This is a genomic window from Tenacibaculum crassostreae, assembly GCF_964512405.1.
In the GTDB taxonomy this organism is placed as follows: Bacteria; Bacteroidota; Bacteroidia; order Flavobacteriales; family Flavobacteriaceae; genus Polaribacter; species Polaribacter crassostreae.
Genome location: NZ_CAZELE010000005.1, coordinates 390946 through 409934 on the forward strand (window position 1 = coordinate 390946; position 18989 = coordinate 409934).

At 31.4% G+C, this 18989-nt stretch carries 20 protein-coding genes and 1 riboswitch; of the genes, 7 read left to right on the forward strand and 13 right to left on the reverse strand.

All coding sequences use genetic code 11. The annotated features are described in order from the left end of the window. Window position 1 precedes the first annotated feature (1 nt). The gene (locus tag ACKTST_RS07210; RefSeq protein WP_408047074.1) at window positions 2–712 is read left to right on the forward strand and encodes a hypothetical protein; all 711 of its coding nucleotides are present in this window, start codon (window positions 2–4) and stop codon (window positions 710–712) included. Between the two features lie 81 nt (window positions 713–793). Here ACKTST_RS07210 and priA read toward each other — a convergent pair whose 3' ends face one another. Further along, window positions 794–3235 (reverse strand): replication restart helicase PriA, encoded by a 2442-nt coding sequence (priA, locus tag ACKTST_RS07215; protein ID WP_456243492.1) that lies wholly within the window; start codon window positions 3233–3235, stop codon window positions 794–796. Window positions 3236–3308: 73 nt separating this feature from the next. Here priA and ACKTST_RS07220 point away from each other — a divergent pair, with 73 nt between their 5' ends. After that, window positions 3309–4163, forward strand: a complete 855-nt coding sequence (locus ACKTST_RS07220) for an alpha/beta fold hydrolase (protein ID WP_408047075.1) — start codon at window positions 3309–3311, stop codon at window positions 4161–4163. Here the strand turns inward: ACKTST_RS07220 and ACKTST_RS07225 are convergent. Then, window positions 4146–4697 (reverse strand): TlpA family protein disulfide reductase, encoded by a 552-nt coding sequence (locus ACKTST_RS07225; protein ID WP_408047076.1) that lies wholly within the window; start codon window positions 4695–4697, stop codon window positions 4146–4148. The genes ACKTST_RS07220 and ACKTST_RS07225 overlap by 18 nt on opposite strands. Before the next feature lie 164 nt (window positions 4698–4861). Between ACKTST_RS07225 and gcvT the strand changes: the two genes are divergently transcribed. After that, on the forward strand, window positions 4862–5944 hold the full coding sequence (gene gcvT / locus ACKTST_RS07230) for a glycine cleavage system aminomethyltransferase GcvT (protein WP_408047077.1): 1083 nt from the start codon (window positions 4862–4864) through the stop codon (window positions 5942–5944). 67 nt (window positions 5945–6011) lie between these two features. On the opposite strand, the gene ACKTST_RS07235 is transcribed toward gcvT, so the two are convergent. From ACKTST_RS07235 to ACKTST_RS07250, 4 genes are read right to left on the reverse strand one after another with little or no spacing between them, the layout of a single operon-like run. Next, window positions 6012–7118 carry an efflux RND transporter periplasmic adaptor subunit gene (locus ACKTST_RS07235; protein WP_408047078.1) on the reverse strand — a complete coding sequence of 369 codons (1107 nt, stop codon included), beginning with the start codon at window positions 7116–7118 and terminating at the stop codon, window positions 6012–6014. A gap of 32 nt (window positions 7119–7150) precedes the next feature. Then, on the reverse strand, window positions 7151–8368 hold the full coding sequence (locus ACKTST_RS07240) for an ABC transporter permease (protein WP_408047079.1): 1218 nt from the start codon (window positions 8366–8368) through the stop codon (window positions 7151–7153). A gap of 1 nt (window position 8369) precedes the next feature. Continuing rightward, the gene (locus ACKTST_RS07245; protein WP_408047080.1) at window positions 8370–9599 is read right to left on the reverse strand and encodes an ABC transporter permease; all 1230 of its coding nucleotides are present in this window, start codon (window positions 9597–9599) and stop codon (window positions 8370–8372) included. A gap of 2 nt (window positions 9600–9601) precedes the next feature. After that, the gene (locus ACKTST_RS07250) at window positions 9602–10306 is read right to left on the reverse strand and encodes an ABC transporter ATP-binding protein (RefSeq protein WP_408047081.1); all 705 of its coding nucleotides are present in this window, start codon (window positions 10304–10306) and stop codon (window positions 9602–9604) included. A 147-nt stretch (window positions 10307–10453) separates the two neighbouring features. On the opposite strand from ACKTST_RS07250, the gene ACKTST_RS07255 reads away from it, so the two are divergent. Then, on the forward strand, window positions 10454–10867 hold the full coding sequence (locus tag ACKTST_RS07255) for a thiol-disulfide oxidoreductase DCC family protein (RefSeq protein WP_408047082.1): 414 nt from the start codon (window positions 10454–10456) through the stop codon (window positions 10865–10867). Between the two features lie 60 nt (window positions 10868–10927). Here ACKTST_RS07255 and ACKTST_RS07260 read toward each other — a convergent pair whose 3' ends face one another. Further along, on the reverse strand, window positions 10928–12808 hold the full coding sequence (locus ACKTST_RS07260) for a TonB-dependent receptor plug domain-containing protein (protein ID WP_408047083.1): 1881 nt from the start codon (window positions 12806–12808) through the stop codon (window positions 10928–10930). Window positions 12809–12894: 86 nt separating this feature from the next. Further along, window positions 12895–13086: riboswitch (cobalamin riboswitch) on the reverse strand. A 59-nt stretch (window positions 13087–13145) separates the two neighbouring features. Between ACKTST_RS07260 and ACKTST_RS07265 the strand changes: the two genes are divergently transcribed. From ACKTST_RS07265 to ACKTST_RS07275, 3 genes are all read left to right on the forward strand, one after another. Further along, complete coding sequence (locus tag ACKTST_RS07265; protein ID WP_408047084.1) at window positions 13146–14249, forward strand: ABC transporter substrate-binding protein; 1104 nt, start codon at window positions 13146–13148, stop codon at window positions 14247–14249. Window positions 14250–14357: 108 nt separating this feature from the next. Then, window positions 14358–14729: a hypothetical protein gene (locus ACKTST_RS07270; protein ID WP_408047085.1), complete on the forward strand. Its 372-nt coding sequence runs from the start codon at window positions 14358–14360 to the stop codon at window positions 14727–14729. Window position 14730: 1 nt separating this feature from the next. Next, a complete protein-coding gene (locus ACKTST_RS07275) occupies window positions 14731–15132 on the forward strand; it encodes a DUF805 domain-containing protein (protein ID WP_408047086.1) in 402 nt (133 codons plus the stop codon). 111 nt (window positions 15133–15243) lie between these two features. Here the strand turns inward: ACKTST_RS07275 and ACKTST_RS07280 are convergent, their stop codons facing one another. The 6 genes from ACKTST_RS07280 to ACKTST_RS07305 all read right to left on the reverse strand — a co-directional run bounded on the left by ACKTST_RS07280 (window position 15244) and on the right by ACKTST_RS07305 (window position 18864). After that, a complete protein-coding gene (locus ACKTST_RS07280) occupies window positions 15244–15609 on the reverse strand; it encodes a hypothetical protein (RefSeq protein ID WP_408047087.1) in 366 nt (121 codons plus the stop codon). Further along, window positions 15609–16070: a Panacea domain-containing protein gene (locus ACKTST_RS07285; RefSeq protein WP_408047088.1), complete on the reverse strand. Its 462-nt coding sequence runs from the start codon at window positions 16068–16070 to the stop codon at window positions 15609–15611. The genes ACKTST_RS07280 and ACKTST_RS07285 overlap by 1 nt, the downstream gene beginning before the upstream one ends. A gap of 138 nt (window positions 16071–16208) precedes the next feature. Next, entirely contained in the window at window positions 16209–16850 is a 642-nt protein-coding gene (locus ACKTST_RS07290; RefSeq protein WP_408047089.1) for a DUF6266 family protein, read from the reverse strand. A gap of 137 nt (window positions 16851–16987) precedes the next feature. Then, window positions 16988–17428, reverse strand: coding sequence for a DUF6943 family protein (locus tag ACKTST_RS07295; protein WP_408047090.1), 441 nt, complete (start codon window positions 17426–17428; stop codon window positions 16988–16990). Between the two features lie 281 nt (window positions 17429–17709). Beyond that, the gene (locus ACKTST_RS07300) at window positions 17710–17877 is read right to left on the reverse strand and encodes a hypothetical protein (RefSeq protein ID WP_408047091.1); all 168 of its coding nucleotides are present in this window, start codon (window positions 17875–17877) and stop codon (window positions 17710–17712) included. A 690-nt stretch (window positions 17878–18567) separates the two neighbouring features. Continuing rightward, on the reverse strand, window positions 18568–18864 hold the full coding sequence (locus ACKTST_RS07305; protein ID WP_408047092.1) for a hypothetical protein: 297 nt from the start codon (window positions 18862–18864) through the stop codon (window positions 18568–18570). Between the last annotated feature and the right edge of the window lie 125 nt (window positions 18865–18989).

An 18989-nucleotide genomic window follows, 5' to 3' on the forward strand; every position in this document is an offset into this window, starting at 1 on the left:
CATGAAAATAACACCTCTAATATTATTATTATTATTAATTCTGTCATTTTTCAGTTGCCAAAAAGTAAAGACAATAGATGGTCTTTGGGTTGTTAAATCTGTAGTTGTCGGTGATGAGATAATGACTCCAAACGCACGATGGATGAGGTTTAATTCTGACTTTACGCAACAATCAGGAAATGGCTGGCTACAACACTCTGTTGGAACTTGGAATTTTAATAAGAACTCAATGGAATTATCAATTAAAAACACTAACGGATTAATTGATAAAAATGAACCATTTAAAATTTCTTTTGAAGACAAAAAAATGATTTGGAAACGAATGGAAGAAGGAGAAAGTATTAAAGTTATTTTAGAGCGTTCATCTGAATTACCACAAACATATGGTGATAATTTATTTGGACTTTGGGAACCAGTAAGAGCTGTTGGTAGTGATAATTATTTTGAAGAGTCAGACAAAATGGAAATGGGTAATTATATATTTTTTCGATGGGATAAACGATTTGTCATCAAGTCTGAAAAGAGGAGGGTAAATGGTGTTTATAATGTTCATGGACATAAACCCGAACTTGAGCTAATTCCATATGATAACAACATCAATAGAAATTTTTGGAAAATTGAGTTTGAGGAGAATCAGATTACATTAAAACTATTGAACTCAGACAAAATTATAACAAGAAAATTTAAAAGAATTCATCAATTCCCTAAATAGTAAATAAGATACTAAACTAAATATAATTCATATACAAACCGTTGATCGTTTTAATGAAATTAGTAACGAATAGATAAACTCCTAATAAGCATCCACATCAATAATAAAACGGATTGGTCTAAAATCTTTTACCGCTTCAAACGTGTTTTTAATTTTTTGTAACTGCTCTTTGGTTTTTCCCAACGATTGTTTTGGTGGAATTTTAATCACTAAATTCTTAATATACTGATTTCGAATACGAGAAACCGCAGGTGCTGTGGGTCCTAATACATTTTCCTGAAATACATTTTGTAAAGCTTTCGCTAACCAATTAATTCCCGCATCAACTTTTGTATAATCTTTGTGTTTCAACGTTATTTTTATCAAACGATAGTATGGCGGATAATGAAACTGCCAACGATCTTGCAACTGTTCGTTGTACATTTCGGTATAATTGGTCGTAGAAACTTGCTGTAAAATTTGATGATACGGATTGTAAGTTTGTATGGCTACGTTTCCTTGCTTCTTGGTTCGTCCTGCCCTACCCGATACTTGTACTATCAACTGAAAAGCACGTTCATGCGCTCTAAAATCTGGGAAGTTTAACATCGAATCTGCATTCAATATTCCCACCAACGAAACATTGTCAAAATCCAACCCTTTAGAAAGCATTTGTGTTCCTACCAAAATATCAATCTCTCGAGCTTCAAAAGCACCAATAATTTTTTGATAACCATATTTTCCACGCGTAGTATCTAAATCCATACGACCAATAGTATGATTTGGAAACAACTCGTTAAGTTCTAGTTCTATTTGTTCGGTTCCAAAGCCTTTGGTGTCTAGAGTAGCGCTTCCACAAGCACCGCAACTATTGGGCATAGAACGTTGGTAATGACAATAGTGACACTTTAACTCATTTCGGTATTTATGATAGGTTAAACTCACATCGCAATTCGGACAATGTGGCGACACTCCACAAGTGGTACATTCTACTACTGGTGAAAATCCACGTCGGTTTTGAAATAAAATTACCTGCTCTTTTTCGTCTAAGGCTTCGGTAATCATTTTTAGCAATCGATCAGAAAAATGACCTGTCATTTCCTTTTTTCGATGCTTTTCTTTAATGTCTATCAACTCAATTTTTGGCAATTGAATATTACCAAAACGACGTTTTAGTTCAATAAATCCGTATTTGTTTTGTTGTGCATTAAAATAACTTTCTAACGACGGAGTTGCTGAACCCAACAATACTTTGGCTCTATGAAAATTTCCTAAAACCACCGCTGCATCACGTGCATTGTATCGTGGTGAGGGTTCAAATTGTTTGTAGGAAGTTTCATGCTCTTCGTCAACTACAATCAATCCTAAATTTGAAAACGGTAAAAAAACAGATGAACGTGCTCCTAAAATAATTTGTGCTTTGGGTTTATTTTCTAACACGTTATTCCAAACCTCTACGCGTTCGTTCATTGAATATTTAGAGTGAAAAACCGAAATAAAGTTTCCAAAATAGTTTTGTAAACGGGTAATTATTTGAGTGGTTAACGCTATTTCTGGTAACAGAAATAACACTTGTTTTCCTTCAGCAATTACTTCTTTAATCAGTTTTACATAAATTTCTGTTTTACCAGATCCTGTAACACCGTGTAATAAACTTACATTTTGGGTTTCAAACGAAGTTTTTACTTGTTCGTATGCTTCTTGCTGAAATTCATTCAACTCTTTTATTTGGTTTGTTTCACCTTGATAATTAATTCTATCAGTCTGAATGTGATAAAACTCAAAAATATCTTTATCAACCAACGCTTTTAAAACTGCAGAAGAAGTTCCTGACTGCTCTTCTAAATCCTTTGCTTTAATTGGCTTTTTTGACGCTGCTAATTGAAAATACGTCAATACCGCTTCACGCTGTTTTTTAGCTCTTGAAAGTTCCTCTAAAAGTGTTTGTAAACCTTCATTTGTAGCATAATTCGTATGCAAGCGCACATACTTTACCAATTTAGGTTTGTAGGTTTCGTAGATTTCTTCTTTAATGTATACAGCACTTTTTTCTATCAATCCGTTAATGATAGGCAATACTGTTTTCTTCCCTAAAATATCAGCTACTTGATGAATCGTTAACTGCGAATGATGCTGTAAAGCTTCAAAAATTAAAAACTCATCATCGTTTAAAATAGTTTCTTCAGTGAATGCTTCATTTTTATAAATAATAGTTTCACTTTCTAACAAAAAAGCTGAGGGTAATGCTGCTCTGTACACATCGCCCAACGAACACATATAATAGCTCGAAATCCACTGCCAATATTGTAATTGTTGTTCGTTTACAACAGGATGTTCATCTAATATTTGATGAATATCTTTCGCTTCATATAATTCGGGTGGAGTTTGATGAATATTAAACACCAACGCTGTGTACATCTTACTTTTACCGAAAGAAACCGCTACACGCATTCCTTTTTTTAAAAAAGAAGCTTCTGCTTCGGTTACCATATAGGTAAACGTTTTTTGTAAGGGAATGGGTAATATGACGTCGATGAAATGAATAAGAGTCTATTTTTAGATGAAATCAAAACTACACAAAATTCACTACATTGTAAACAGAAAAACTTAGCTATTTATGACTTCACAAGAATGGAAAAACAAAGGAAATTTCTTAACGATTAAAAATCAGCAAGTTTTTGTGATTGATGAAGGAAATTCTGATAAAACTCTAGTTATTTTACACGGATATCCTACTTCTTCTTACGATTATCACAAAGTATTACCTGAGTTATCGAAACATTACCGAGTAATTATTCACGATCACCTAGGTTTTGGTTTTTCAGATAAACCTATACATTATTCGTATTCTCTAATTGAGCAAGCTGATATTGCTTTTTTACTATGGAAACAGTTAAAGCTTCAAAAAGTTACTTTATTAGCTCATGATTACGGAACAAGCGTTGCTACCGAGATTTTAGCAAGATATACTACTAAATTGGTAAACATTGAAATTGAAGAATTGGTATTTTGCAATGGTAGTATGCATATTGAATTAGCCAACTTAAGACTGATTCAAAAACTATTAAAAAATAAATACACAGGTAAATTTGTAGGGAGTTTAACCAATTACCCTATTTTTAAACGAAACATGCGAAATGTGTATTTTAATAAATCTAAAGCTACCGATGTAGAATTGCAAGAAATGTGGGAACAGCTGATGTTTAACGGAGGAAGAAAGATAATTCATAAATTGAGTAATTATATTAACGAGCGTTATTTCTTTTGGCATCGTTGGATTGGAGCTTTAAAAGAAACCCAAATTCCTACAAAAATTATTTGGGCAAAAAATGACCCCGTAGCTGTATTTAAAATTGCTGAAACGTTGGCTGATGAAGTTCCAAATAACAAATTGTACCCAATAGAAAATTCTGGTCATTTTCCAATGCTAGAAACTCCTGAGGAATGGTGCAGCTTAGTTTTGAACGGTTAATTCATCTAACAACTTTCTAATTTTTTCACTGTTCCAATTTGCTGGTCCTTTTTTATCTACAACAATAGTTCCGTTTTTATCAATAATAAATGTCGCAGGAATCGAGCTGCTCTCTAATTGTTTAGGCACCTTTGATAAAAGATTATAAGTGGGTAAGTTGTAATTTTTATCTTTATAAAAAGTTTCAATAGTACTCCAATCTTCGTTACTTATAAAAACAAAATCAACCTTATCTTTATAAGCATCATATAATTTTTGAATACTAGGCATTTCTGCAACACATGGTGGACACCAAGTTGCCCAAAAGTTTACAAATACAACTTTATTTTTTACTGAATTAAAATCAATCGTTTCTGTATTTAAACCTTTCAATTTCCAATTATAATCATCCAATACTTCTCTGTTTTCTTCAACTATTGCTGCAGGCGCAAAAGATATGAGTCTTATAAAATAAACTTTAGTAGGCGGATATAACATCAACCCTATTAGTATCATAAATACGATATTAGAGACTGTTTTTCTGTTCAATTTCATTTACTAGAATCTTTACCTTTCAAATCTACCAATCTTAATGAATACAATGAAAATATTAACACATCTTTTGGATAATATCCATCAATAATATTACACAAATTCGCCTATTTTGTTTGCTATTTTTTCAATACTTTAGCATCACTTTTTAAACAAACAATACAAAAATGAAGAATACAGCTTTATCACATGTGCACGAAGCTTTAGGAGCGAAGATGGTTCCTTTTGCTGGTTACAATATGCCAGTACAATACGAAGGAGTAACTATTGAACACGAAACCGTTAGAAAAGGTGTGGGTGTTTTTGATGTAAGCCACATGGGAGAGTTCTTCTTAAAAGGCGAAAATGCATTAGCGTTGATTCAAAAAATTTCTTCTAACGATGCTTCAAAATTAGTTCCTGGTAAGGCGCAATATAGCTGTATGCCAAATGCAGATGGTGGAATTGTAGATGATTTAATTATTTACATGATTGCTGAAAATGAGTATATGCTTGTTGTGAATGCTTCTAATATTGAAAAAGATTGGAACTGGATTTCTCAGCACAATGATTTAAATGTTGATATGGAAAACCGTTCTGAAGATTGGTCGTTATTAGCTATTCAAGGTCCAAAAGCTGCAGAAGCTATGCAATCGTTAACATCAGTAGATTTATCAACAATTAAATTCTACACCTTTGAAGTTACTGATTTTGCTGGAATACCAAATGTGGTTGTTTCTGCTACTGGATATACCGGTTCTGGTGGATTTGAAGTATATGTAAAAAATGAAGACGTTGAGCAACTTTGGAACAAGGTTTTTGAAGCTGGTAAAGATTGGGGAATTAAACCAATTGGTTTAGCTGCTCGTGATACTTTACGTTTAGAAATGGGGTATTGCTTATATGGAAATGATATTGATGACACTACCTCTCCTTTAGAAGCTGGCTTAGGATGGATTACTAAGTTTACGAAAGACTTTGTTAATGCTGAGGCTTTAAAAGCTCAAAAAGAAGCGGGTGTTACTCGTAAATTAGTTGCTTTTGAATTAACTGAGCGTGGAGTTCCTCGTCATGATTATGAAATTGTTGATGCTGATGGGAACAACATTGGACGTGTTACTTCAGGAACGATGAGTCCGTCATTAGGAAAAGGAATTGGCTTAGGATATGTAACTATTGAAAACTCTAAAATAGATTCAGAAATTTTTATTCAAGTTCGTAAAAAACAACTTTCGGCAAAGGTGGTTAAATTACCTTTTTATAAAGGATAAAATAAAACTTCAACAATAAAAAAAGCAGCTCGATTGAGCTGCTTTTTTGTTATATAATGGTTACTTCTTAACCGTTATTCTTTTTATCATCTTCTTTAGAAACTTTGTTCCAAATTTTTACTTCATCATCAGCAGTAATACCTTCTAAAATCTCAACATTAACTCCATCAGAAATACCTAATTTAATATCTCTCTTCTCAAATTCTTGCTCTCCTGTTTTAATTTCTACATAAGGTTCTTCTGTTTTTCTATCAAACTGTAATAAAGCTTCTTTGATTGATAAAACACTGTCTTTTTTAGCTAATACAATCTCTGCGTTTGCACTATAACCAGCTCTGATAAAATGAGCTTCATCTAATGAAACATCTGCTTTAATTTTAAACTGAACTGCTCCTCCTTCGTTAGTTCCTTTTGGTGCGATAAAATTTAAAACTGCTGGAAACTTCTTGTCTTCAATTGCTCCTAAAGCAACTTCAATATTAGTTCCTTTTACTAATTTACCAACTTCAGATTCATCAACTTGACCTTCAAATATCATTTTTGTCATATCTGCAATAGTAGCAATAGTAGTACCTGCGTTAAAGTTGTTTGATTGAATAACCTGATATCCTTTTTTAACAGGAATTTCTACAATCATACCCGAAGTGGTTGCTCTAATATTTGTATTTGCTCCTGCTGAACCCGCTGAACCTTTTTTAATAATTTGATAATCGTTTTGTGCATTACGTAAATCATTCATCGCTTGATTATACGACAATTGCGAAGTTTCAAACTGCTGACTAGAAATCACTCCTTTATCAAACAATGCTTTGTTTCTTTCGTACTGAGTTTTTGCATTGTTCAATTGAATTTGAACAGAATTAATGCGTCCTTTTGCACTTTGTAACGACTGCTCATTTGGCACAACTCTTACCGTAGCAATTAAGTCTCCAGCTTTAACCAAAGCACCTTCTTCTAAGTAAATCTTATCTATAATTCCAGAAATTTGTGGCTTAATTTCTACTTCTTCTAAAGGAATTACTTTTCCTGTAGCAACACTCTTTTTTACGATTGTTGCTTTAAAAGGTTTTTCTGTTTTATACTCAATTGGAGATGCACTATTTTTTTTACCAAACCATATTAACACTGCAATTAATGCTAATGCTATTCCTCCAAAAATGATTATTCTTTTCATTTGTATTTATTTATATTCTTGTTAATTGATTTTTATTCTTCTCTTAATGCTTCAATTGGTTGAACAACTGTTGCCATGTATGCTGGTATAAGACCTATTAAAGTTCCTAAAGTAATTAATACTGCATAAGCTGTTAAAACTATAGGTATGTCAACCGTTGGATTGGTCAATAAATCAGCTGCATCTATTGCCATTAAAACTAATCCTCCAGCTATAATTCCTAAAGACCCTGCTAATAAGGTTAAAAAAACAGACTCTAAAATAATTTGCTGCTTTATTTTACCTGGTGTTGCACCTAAAGCTCTTCGAATTCCTATTTCTTTAGTTCGCTCTTTTACAGTGATTAACAATATGTTTCCGATAGCGAAAACTCCTGCAATTAATGTTGCAATACCAACAAACCAAGTTAAAAATTGCATCCCAGTTAAAAAGCCAGTTACTTTAGCTATTTCTTTTCCTAAGTTAAACCCATTAAAGGCTCTGCTATCATCTGGATGAATTTTATGTAAACTTCTAAGTAAAACTTTCACATCGGCTTCAATCTGCTCAATATCATATTCTGTTTTACCTGTAATAACCATCCATCTAAACTTATCTCCTTGATTGTATACAAGTCTAAAAGTGCTGAAAGGAATATGCACGTTATTGGTTCCTTCAAACCTACTAGGTTTATAAATACCAACAACCATATAACCGATGTTGTTTATTTTTATATAAGCTCCTAAAGCTTCTTCGTCTTTATCAAATAACTGTTTGTAAACCTCTTCACTGATAACGCAAACCTTTTTGTTTTCGTTAATATCTTGTTGATTGATAAATCTACCTTCAATTAACTTTTTCTTTTGAATTTTATCTAACATCGGATAATCTCCAAAAATGGTAAGGCTTGCTGATTTTAAACCGTATATAACTTGACTTCCTGTTACATTTCTTGGAACTACAAATTCAACTCCTTCAACTTCCGATCTAATTTTTTCGACATCGCTAATTGTTAAATTGATTTGTCTTCCTTCTTGAAATCCTTTGAACGGTTTCGAGGTTGTTCCTCCAGCCATAAAAACACTGTTGGTGGCAAAATCACCAAACATGCTATTAAAACCATTTTCTATTCCTTTGGCAGCTCCTAAAAGTCCAACTAATAACAATATTCCCCAGAAAGCCCCAAAAATAGTAATTGCTGTTCTTGTTTTATTTTTACGAATACTACCGTAAATTTCTTGCCAAGTATCTTTATCGAATAAAAATTTCATATTAATCTGCTCTTAAGGCTACTATTGGTTTAATACTTGCTGCTCTTTTTGCTGGTAAATATCCTGCAATCATTCCTGCTAAAATTAACGTAATTGTTGCTCCAACTACTACTGGAGTTGATACTCCAGGATTTAGTATGAAATATTTTTCTAAACTTGGACCTGCCATTTTTAATATTCCAACTCCTAACATTAACCCTGCATAACCTGAAATTGCTGTAATTAAAATTGCTTCGAGCATAATCATAGATACGATAGACTTTGGTGTAGCACCTATTGCTTTTCGTATTCCTAATTCTTTGGTACGTTCTTTAACAATGTATACCATGATGTTACTAATACCAACAACACCTGCTATTAAAGTACCGAAACCAATAATTAAAATTAGAATACTTAACCCCACCATCATACCTGAAACTTCTTTGTTTCCTTCGGCATAATTATTTACTCGAATACCTCGTTGGTCGTTCGGATGTATTTCATGCTTTTTCTTCAATTCTCTATGCATTTTGCTACTAAAAGCAAGCGCTTCATCAATACTTAACTCAGGATTGTATGTCATTCCGAAGGTATCTACATGATCGTTGTTTCCATAAATCTGTTGCATTGTTGTAAAAGGCGTATAAATAAAACGCTCATCTCCATCACCACCAGGATCAGAAAATACACCTATTACTTTATACATAATTCCTCCAATATTCAACTGCTTACCGTATGCACTGATTTGACCAAACAAATCTTTTTCAACCATACGACCAATAGCTACAACTTTAGCTTTTTCTTTTATATCTCTATAATTTAAAAAACGTCCTTCTGTTATTTCAGCAGATTCTAATAAATCATATTTTGGATATACTCCTCTTAAAGCGTAGTTATCTTCTTCAGTTTTATAGACAACTTTTACATTTCTTTGCAAACGAGGACTTATCATTTGAATTTTATCTGAATATTTTTCTTTTAAAAATTCAAAATCTTCGTTAGTAAACTGAACTCTTCTTCCTATTTGATGTCCTTTATAAGCTTTAGTTGTTCTGTTTGACCAAATATAAATTGAGTTAATTGCATCTTTAGCAAACTCGTTTTTAAAGGTGTTTTGAAGCCCGTTACCTATACCGAAAAGTAAGGTGAAAAGTAAGATGGCAAAAGCTACTGTAAACCCAGATAAAATTGAGCGTAGTTTGTTTTTACTTATACTTTGAAATATTTCTCGCCAACGATCTAAATCAAACATAATTAAATTGCTTTTACTTTTTTCATTGCTTTTTCTGTCAACTCATCACTAATAATCACTCCATCTTTTAAACGAACCACTCTATTGGTTTGTTCAGCTACTTCTTCTTCGTGAGTAATTACAAAAACGGTCATTCCTTCATCATTAATCTCTTTCAATAAATCCATTACCGAATCTGTTGTTGAAGAATCTAATGCTCCTGTAGGCTCATCGGCTAATACAACTTTTGGTTTTGTAGCCAAAGCTCTTGCAATAGCAACACGTTGTTTCTGACCTCCTGAAAGTTCATTTGGTAAATGGTTAGCCCATTCTTTTAATCCAACTTTTTCAAGATATTCTAAAGCGATATCTAAACGTTCTTTTCTTCCTACACCTTTATAATATAAAGGAAGCGCTACGTTTTCTAAAGCTGTTTTGTAAGATATTAAATTGAATGATTGAAACACAAATCCTAAAAACTTATTACGTAATACAGCTGCTTTTTTTTCGTTTAAATTTTCAATTAGCTGCCCGTTTAAGTAGTATTTTCCTTCGTCATGCGTATCTAACAATCCAACGATGTTTAGTAAAGTAGATTTACCAGATCCTGAAGATCCCATAATAGATACAAATTCACCTTCTTTTATGTGTAAATCTAAACCTTTTAAAACATGAAGTGAGTCTTTACCGATAGGATATGACTTGTGGAGATTTTCTATTCGAATCATTGCGTTAGTTAATTTTTAAGTAAAAATAAATACTGATGTAACTTTTTGTTCCTAAATTCGTGTTAAATCCTTATTTACTTTCTTACAAGACGCTTAATTTTGATTAATGTTACAAATTATTTACTTAATTTTAGTAAACAACTATAAATGAACAACCTACCTCTAAATAAAAAAATAATTTTGTTTGATGGAGTTTGTAACTTTTGCAACGATGCTGTTTTAAGAGTTATAAAACATGACAAGAAAAACACATTTGTGTTTACTTCTTTACAATCTGAGATTGGTAAGAAAATTACAAATCACTTAGCAATTGATACAGAAAGAATAGATTCGATTGTTTTGTATGAACCCGGTATTTCGTACGATATAAAATCTACCGCAGCGTTAAAAATTATGAATGATTTTGATGGAATTTGGAAACTTTCACAACTCTTCTTTATTTTTCCTGAATCTCTTAGAAATTTAGTTTATGACTTTATAGCAAAGAACAGGTATAAATGGTTTGGTAAAAAAGAAGCTTGTATGATTCCTACTAAAGAAATTAAAGAAAAGTTTATATAAAATAAAAAACCCGCTATTAAGCGGGTTTTTTTGAAAATGGGGAACTTCTATTGCATTTAATTAGAATTGTAAACGAACTCCTAATTTGTAATTTCTTCCTCTAGCTGTATAACCACTTACATCCTGAAAATCTTCATTTAACAAGTTAGTTACATTACCAAATAATGTTACTTTATCTTTTAAAATTTTGTGATTCAAAAATAAATCTACAAGACTATAAGAGTTTAACACATCACCAAAAGTCTCTCTTTCTCCAGTATATCTATAACTAGCTCCTGCAAAAGTTTTAGGAGTTATATTATAATTAACTCTTGCTCCAAATTTTTGCTTAGGTAAGTTTATTAAACTTGTTCCTCCTTCTATATTAATAAATGTGTAATCACCTGTTAATACTAAATCTTTTATTGGTGTATACGATAAAAGCACTTCAATTCCTTTTAAATTATAAGTCCCATCGTTATTTAAATATTTACCTCCACTCCATACAACTTTATCAGTCTCTTCTCGATAAAAATAAGTAGCATTTACCATCAAATTATCTAAAACATCCAATTCAAACCCTCCTTCAACTGTAAAATCTTTTTCAGGATTTAATTCTTCTACACTATCATCTTTATTAAAAATCTCAGATAATGTCGGAGTAATAAATGCAGTACTATATGATGCAAATACTTTTAAGTTTCTTTTTTCTGAAACTTCAAAATTAAACGATGGATTAACGTTATAAACTAAGTTATTACCATACTCGTTATGAATGTTCATACGCGCTCCTGCATTTACATTTAAGCCAAATTCAGTGTTGTAATTTGCTGATATATAAGGATCATAATGGTGTTGTTTCGCTGTTCCTTCTTCTATATTTCCATAAGCAGTATCTTGAAACATATCTTGGTATTGACCTGCTACCCCTAATACAAATGAAAGCTCTGGGAAAATTTTATAGTTATTAAATACATCAAAACCATAAACTTCTCCTTTAAAAATACTATTACTCGATGATGTTGAATTTCTATCAATTTTAGTATAAAAACCTCTGGCTTTTAGCTCTCCTTTAGAATAATTAAAATCGGTACTAAAAACTGCTCTTTTCTGTTCTGTCTCTGCAAAAAAATCAGCATCTCCTGCAGGATAACTAGAATCAAACTCATTATAGAATTTATTAAAACTTCCTTCAAGTCCAACTTTTATTCTATTATCAATTTTATATCCTAATTTTAACAATACATTTTGTCGATAAACTTTGTCTTCTTTATTTGGATTGTTTTTATCCGTACTTTCAATAGAAGACAGCCCTGAAGAATTATTTGAATTTAGCCCTAATAAATAATCTACTTTACCTACAGTTCCGTTAAAATTAAAATTAGCTTCTAATTCATCAGCAGCAAACTTATTATGTTCTGCTGACCTGTTACTACCAACAGAAGTTGTAAATGTTCCTTGAAATTCTTTTTTTGATGACTTCTTTAAAACAATATTGATAACTCCTGTAGCGGCACCAGAACCGTATAATACTGAAGAAGCTCCTTTTAAAACTTCAATTGACTCAACTTGATTTAAATCTAACTGTCTTAAATCAAAATCTCCTGCAATTGATGAAGGATCGTTCACATTTACTCCATCTATTAACACTGCTACTTGTTTATTTCTCCCTCCTCTAATGTATATTCCTAAATTTTGACCACGATTACTTTGAGCACCGTTAATCTCAACTCCTGGAACTTCATTTAAAACTTCTGTTAACGTTTTTCCTTTACGTTGTTCTAAGTCTTTTGAGGTTAGTTTGTAAACAATTTTTCCTACATTTTTTTTATTCGTAGCTGTTTTTGTTGCAGTTACCACAACTTCCTCTAACTTTTCAGTTTTTTCTTGCTCTTGAGCAATACTTTTTGTGCTAACTAACAACGTAGCAATAGCACCAACAATTAGTAATTGTTTGTTCATTTTTAATGATTTAATTTTACAATTAATCAGGTTAAATTTTGTGTACAAAAAGATTTAAGTACATAAACTTTTATCCCGAAAGTTTTATTCTTATTACGATATTGGCAGGTCTCCTGACTTGCGTCTTGTAACTTACCTTCCCGCTTGCGCAGTGGTTAAAGTTATAGTTACAAGCTTTATAGCTTACAGTTGCGGGAACAGTTTCGGATTTGCACCGAATTCCCTTTTAATTTCCTCGGATCGAATATCCTTAGAAAACCAAAATCGCCGCAAATGTACTTTAAAAATTGTTATTACAAAATAGTTTTGTAATCTTGCCCATAAAATACATTGTACTATGAATGCTTCTATAAAAGTATTTTCTCTTTTTATCTTACTTTTTATTGTTTTTTCTTGTAAAAAAGAATCTTCAAAAACTACTGAAAATACGATAACATCGGTAGAACATGCTAAAGGATTTGATTTGGTTACCGAACAAAATCAAACTAAAATTGTTATTACAACACCTTACCCAAACTCAAAAGAAACATTTTCTTACACATTGGGTAAAAATGCTGATATTAAAACTCCTATAAATAAAGTGGTGGTAACCTCAACAACACATATACCTGTGTTAGAATTGTTAGGCAAAGAACATACCTTGGTCGGATTTCCGCACACCAAATATATTTCTTCAGAAAAAACACGTGCTTTAATAGATAACGGTTCTGTAAAAGAAATAGGCAAAGAAGCTTCGCTTAATACTGAAATCTTGCTGGATTTACACCCCGATATGGTAATTGGTTTTTCTATGGGAAAAACGAATAAAGCTTTTACTACTATAGAACAAGCGGGAATTCCTGTACTGATTAACGGAGATTGGTTAGAAGAAACGCCACTAGGTAGAGCAGAATGGATTAAGGTTTTTGGAGCTTTGTATGAAGAAAACAAAAAAGCTGATAGTATTTTTAATACGATTAAGTTAAACTACCAAGAAGCCATAAAAATTGCACAAAAAGCAACCACAAAACCAACCATACTTTCTGGTGCTATTATGAGTAAAGATGTTTGGAACTTACCTGCAGGTGAAAGTTTTGTAGCCCAATTTTTAAAAGATGCCAATTTGAATTATTTATGGGCAGATACCAAAGGTAAAGGAAGCTTGTCTTTAAGTTTTGAAAGTGTTTTAGATAAAGGAAAAGAAGCCGATTTTTGGATTGCTCCTGGATATTTTACTTCTAAAGAGCAAATGTTACAAAGTAACCAACATTATGCTAGTTTTAAAGCCTTTAAAAACGATAGAATATACTCACCTGCCCTTAAAAAAGGAAAAACGGGTGGTGTATTGTATTTTGAGTTGGCTCCTACCCGACCAGACCTAGTTTTAAAAGATATTATTAAAATTACACACCCAGAATTATTACCTAATTACGAATTAACTTTCTTTGAAAAGATGCCCTAAATTTAGTTTGATTCTTAAACTTTAAAAAACTAACTTCGCTATCGGACGATATCTCATCATTAAAACGACGGATATCTAAACCGTTAGCAATAATTAAAAAAAACACTCATGAAAAAAATTATTTTTATAATCTTTATTTCTTTTCTATTTATTCAATGTAATAAAAAAATAGCCTTTGAAGACTTAAAAGGTAAATGGAAAGTAACTGAAGTAAATTGTAATGAAAACGATGTCTTTTGTAAATCTGGTGATTTTCAAAATACTTTTTTTGAATTCATCGATAAGAATCACTATGAAAGGTATGACGGAAACTCAAATTCAGGAAAACAGAAAAAATTAGAACTAAATGATAGAATCATTAAACTTCAAGGTGAACCAACACATGATATAATCATTCAATCAATTGATGGAAATGTTATGAGGTGGAGTTTAATGTATCGTGGATTATCATCAAACTTAAAATTAGAAAAAATAGAATAACATGGAAGAAAATTACTATTCAAACGAAGGTAGAATTAACAGAAAAAAATTTATAATAAGAACATTAATTTTTATTCTTTCAACAGGAGTTTCAATCGGATTTTTCAAAAAAATATGTAAACTTTTAAATATCGGAAATTTAAATTCGAGCCCATTTCGAGACCCCTTAAATAGCCCTTGGACTTTCCTAGCTTTAATTGTTGTTATTCTTTCAATAATTTGGATTATTCAAGCCATGAAAAGACTTCAGGATTTGAATATAAGTGGGTGGTTTTCTTTAATTATAATCCCTTTAGCTTTTATACCTTTTATTGGTCAAATTGGAATAATAGGTTTAATAATATATTTAATGGTAAAAGAAGGTAGTAAAGAAAAAAACAAATACGGGCTTCCTGATAAATAAAAACTATTGCTAACAATGTATTATATTAATTAAGACAATTAACCTTTATAAATAAAGGGTTTTCAAAGATTAACTTAAAAAGGGTACAACATAGGTACGACATTAATGCAGTTAATTTTTTTTATCTCGATTGGGAAATAAATTTTTTAAAATTATCTGCATCATACCTATGACATTGGCTGAAGAAGTAACTAATAAAGCTATTAAGACGTTATCACTCAATTTGTAATTATTAGTATTACCAACTAGAATTAATATTACTGATAGAAGCCAGAAACAAATAATTATTGTAAATGCAGTAGATAAGTTTTCCCTTAATGACGTTTCACCATCAAACCTTTTAATTTGAGATTTTCTTATATCTGCATTAATATTATCGTTATCTCTATACGCTTCATCGATATCTGCATCACTAAAAATATCAGGGGAAGTTTCAGGTAACCTATCAAGATTTATTTGATCAAAAGAATCGCTCACTAACTGACTATAGGTTTAAGTTTTGGTTGATAGTGTGCTAAAATATCATCATCTGGAATTATAGAATTACAACCTCTTTTATATACTTTTCGCCAAGGTGTCCCCTCTGAATGAGTCATTGCACTTAATTGAACCCCATCATACTTACCATATAGCGACCATATTTTATTTAAAAATTCAGCATCAACTGATTCTATTACTTCTTCATTTTCATATGGTAAAATTGAGTCTATTTCAGTTCTACCAAACCTCTTCAAACTATCATAAAGAGAGGGAAAAACCGGACCATAATCCCAAGCCTGTGGTTTTTCATTTATTAAAGTTTGATTTCCGTTATTTAATGCTAAATACCAACTATAAGCTAAATAAGTCAACTTAATAAGCTTCATAGGTGTTAACTTACCTAATTTACCCTTTTCTTGAATAAAATAATTTGCAACTGTTACAGGATTGTATTTCATAGGATATTTAGTCTATTACAAAGTTATGAATATTAAACCATTAACTATATTAATTTTCTTTTAAAAAAAAATATTAAAATAAAAACCGCTTCTAAATTAATAGAAACGGTTTTCAATATGTATTTAAACTTAAAGTTATTAAGCTGCCGTACCAGAGCCTAAATACACACTATTCGATACTTGTGTACCATCAGCAGAAACAAACGCCATAAATAGCTCTACTGTGTCTCCTGCATAGGTATTTGGTATAGTAATCGCTTGAGAACCTACAGTTCTATCAACACCATCAAGAATTGATACAGATTCTTTTTTACTTGGATTGTAAACTAATACCATCGCTTTATCGGTTGCATTTGCATTACCTTCTGCCGAGTTATCGTCCCAATCAAAAGTTACTTGTCCTGGTGTTGCTAAATCGGTTGAACCATTTAAAACACTTGACAAAGAACCTCTACTTAATAGAGCTAAAGAATAATCGATTGTAAAGTTAGGTGCGATACCTCCTACTGCATTATTTAATACATAAGACATTGCAGCATTAAATTCTGTTTTCTTAACAGCAAAAGCCTTATATCCAACTTTAATAAAATCGCTTGTCGCTTGAAGATACTCCAATGTAATAGTAAATTTATTACGTTGATTTACCTGTCCTTCTGTTCGTGGATTCGCCACGCTAGCTGGCTTAATTCTGATGTAGTCAATACCTTTCCAACTACCGCCAATAATACTACCTACCTTACCCGATAAGCTTCCTAAAATACCCTGTGGAATTTTTCCCATTTTTATAACAATTTAAAATTAATATTCGTTCGGACTTGGTACGGACTTAACATTGCTTTTAAACCTTGTTTTCGTTACTAATATAACGAGAATTATGCCATTTTGTTACTGTTTTAGGCTTGTGAGATGCCTTTGCATTAGGCTTCTTTTGTTTGCATTAGTTTGAAACAATTACGAATGTATGCAACCTTTAAAACTGTCATTTTATCAATGATATTTTGTAGCTCTTTTTCCTTTTTATTGATAACCTTAACCGCTTTTATGTGTTTTTGCATCTGGTCGCTGACATTATGAGAAGATTTAACGCCTTTTTTAAGCGTATTTCTGCAATCATCTACAGAAATAAACGGAATAACACTACCCTTTAAATAATAAGCGTAAAAACCGCCTATTTGCAACATCATAGATAAATGAAAAAGTATGTTTTTATCTGCTTCGGTTTTTGTGATTACTACAAAACAGTTAGGACAAGGATTTGAGAGCGGTTTTCCGCTGTTAAGCCCTTTATTTAGGATAAAAAAATGAGGGTTCGAGTAGGTTCTTCCGATTTGGTGGGTTTTCATTTCAAAATAAGACATAGCTATCCAATTAAAAGTTCGCTACGCTCACACATATTTTTTTTGAAAATGAAAAAGAAAAAAATTAAAAAAAGAAAGCCTTCCGCTTTGTGGCGTGGGTAAGGCTGTCAAGCTTTTTTTAAAAAAGTTTTTGAAAAATTTTATTGAAAAAGAAATTGCATTAATTAAAGCCAAAAGTTGTTTTGTAGTAGTAATAAAAAGTTTTTTAAAAAACCGTAGGCTTGAGCTTTATAGCCTTAAATCGTTGGCTGCAGGAAGCCACATATATTTGCTATCTTTTATTAATTTAATGTTATACCTGCCAATATTACTATTATAACAAGCATAATGATTGTGAAAAGTTTAGTACCAAAAGAATCATCGCCTTCTGGATTTTCGATTTTATTACCGTTTTCATCTAAATCGTGAGGAAAGAATAAATCAAATAAATCTTCAATCATTTGTTTCATACTATAAATATAACTTTTCTGGGGAATTAACACTTAAAAAAATAGGTTTTAGTACTGTATTGAGCATTGGAAGAAGCGTTTGTATGGGTAGCGTTTTAAATAGTTGTTTGATAAAACAGCATTTAAATAAGCTACTTATACAGGACTTTTAGACAATAGCTTATTGCTTTTTTGAGGTACGATAAAAAGTAATGTGCTATGGCGTATTACTACACTTTATAAACCTATTTTTTTATAACCGCTAACTTGGGTGGTGGGGAAAAGTGGACTATGATATTTGTTAACGAAATGAAACAAACAAAGACTTGAGGTAAGGAATACTTGGACTTAACGATGGTTTTGTGCAGCTTGAATGAGATAACTAATTACTCTTTGTAGTTGTAAATTGAGCGTTGGAATAGCGGCTATTTTACATAATTAGGTTATAGACCCTGTAGTTTACGAAAGAGGGCTATAACTACCTGTTATGTAAATATAGCTTGGGTGAGTTTAGGGTTTTTATGATAAAATAATACTTTATAGCTTATTGCAGTTTGGTTTGATTTTATGAAAAACCAAAGCTGTAATATGCTATTACCTTAAAGACAAAAAAAACGCTAAACTTGTAGGGGGTGAGCGGAACAACACAAAAGACAGAGGGTTTTGCTTTTTCGCAAAAAACTGGGTTTTATTTTGTGGGGAATAACTAAACTAACCGTGATTATATGCTGAAAAATTATAATCAATAGCAATAATATGAAGAATAGCACTATTTGGTCTACGGTAAGCTAAAAAAGGATTCTTTTTACCATTATATCTATAAGCATATAGAAAATCTACATCATCTGTAATGAAATGTGGAAGTTTAAAATTTAATGAGTTTTTTGCTATTTTTTCACTACCATATTGATGCCTACCAGATTTGTTTATTTCTTCAAAACCTAATTCAGTAAGTTTTGTAAGTCTTGTTATAAATTCTTTTTTATGCCTATTATCACACTTATCCAAACAAAACTTTTTATGCAAATGTTTAAAGCAAAATATTGGATAGTCAAAATCATATACGTTATCTGAAACGGGATATTTAAATGATTGAGATTTATTGGATTTGCTATTTTTCGAATAATCAAATT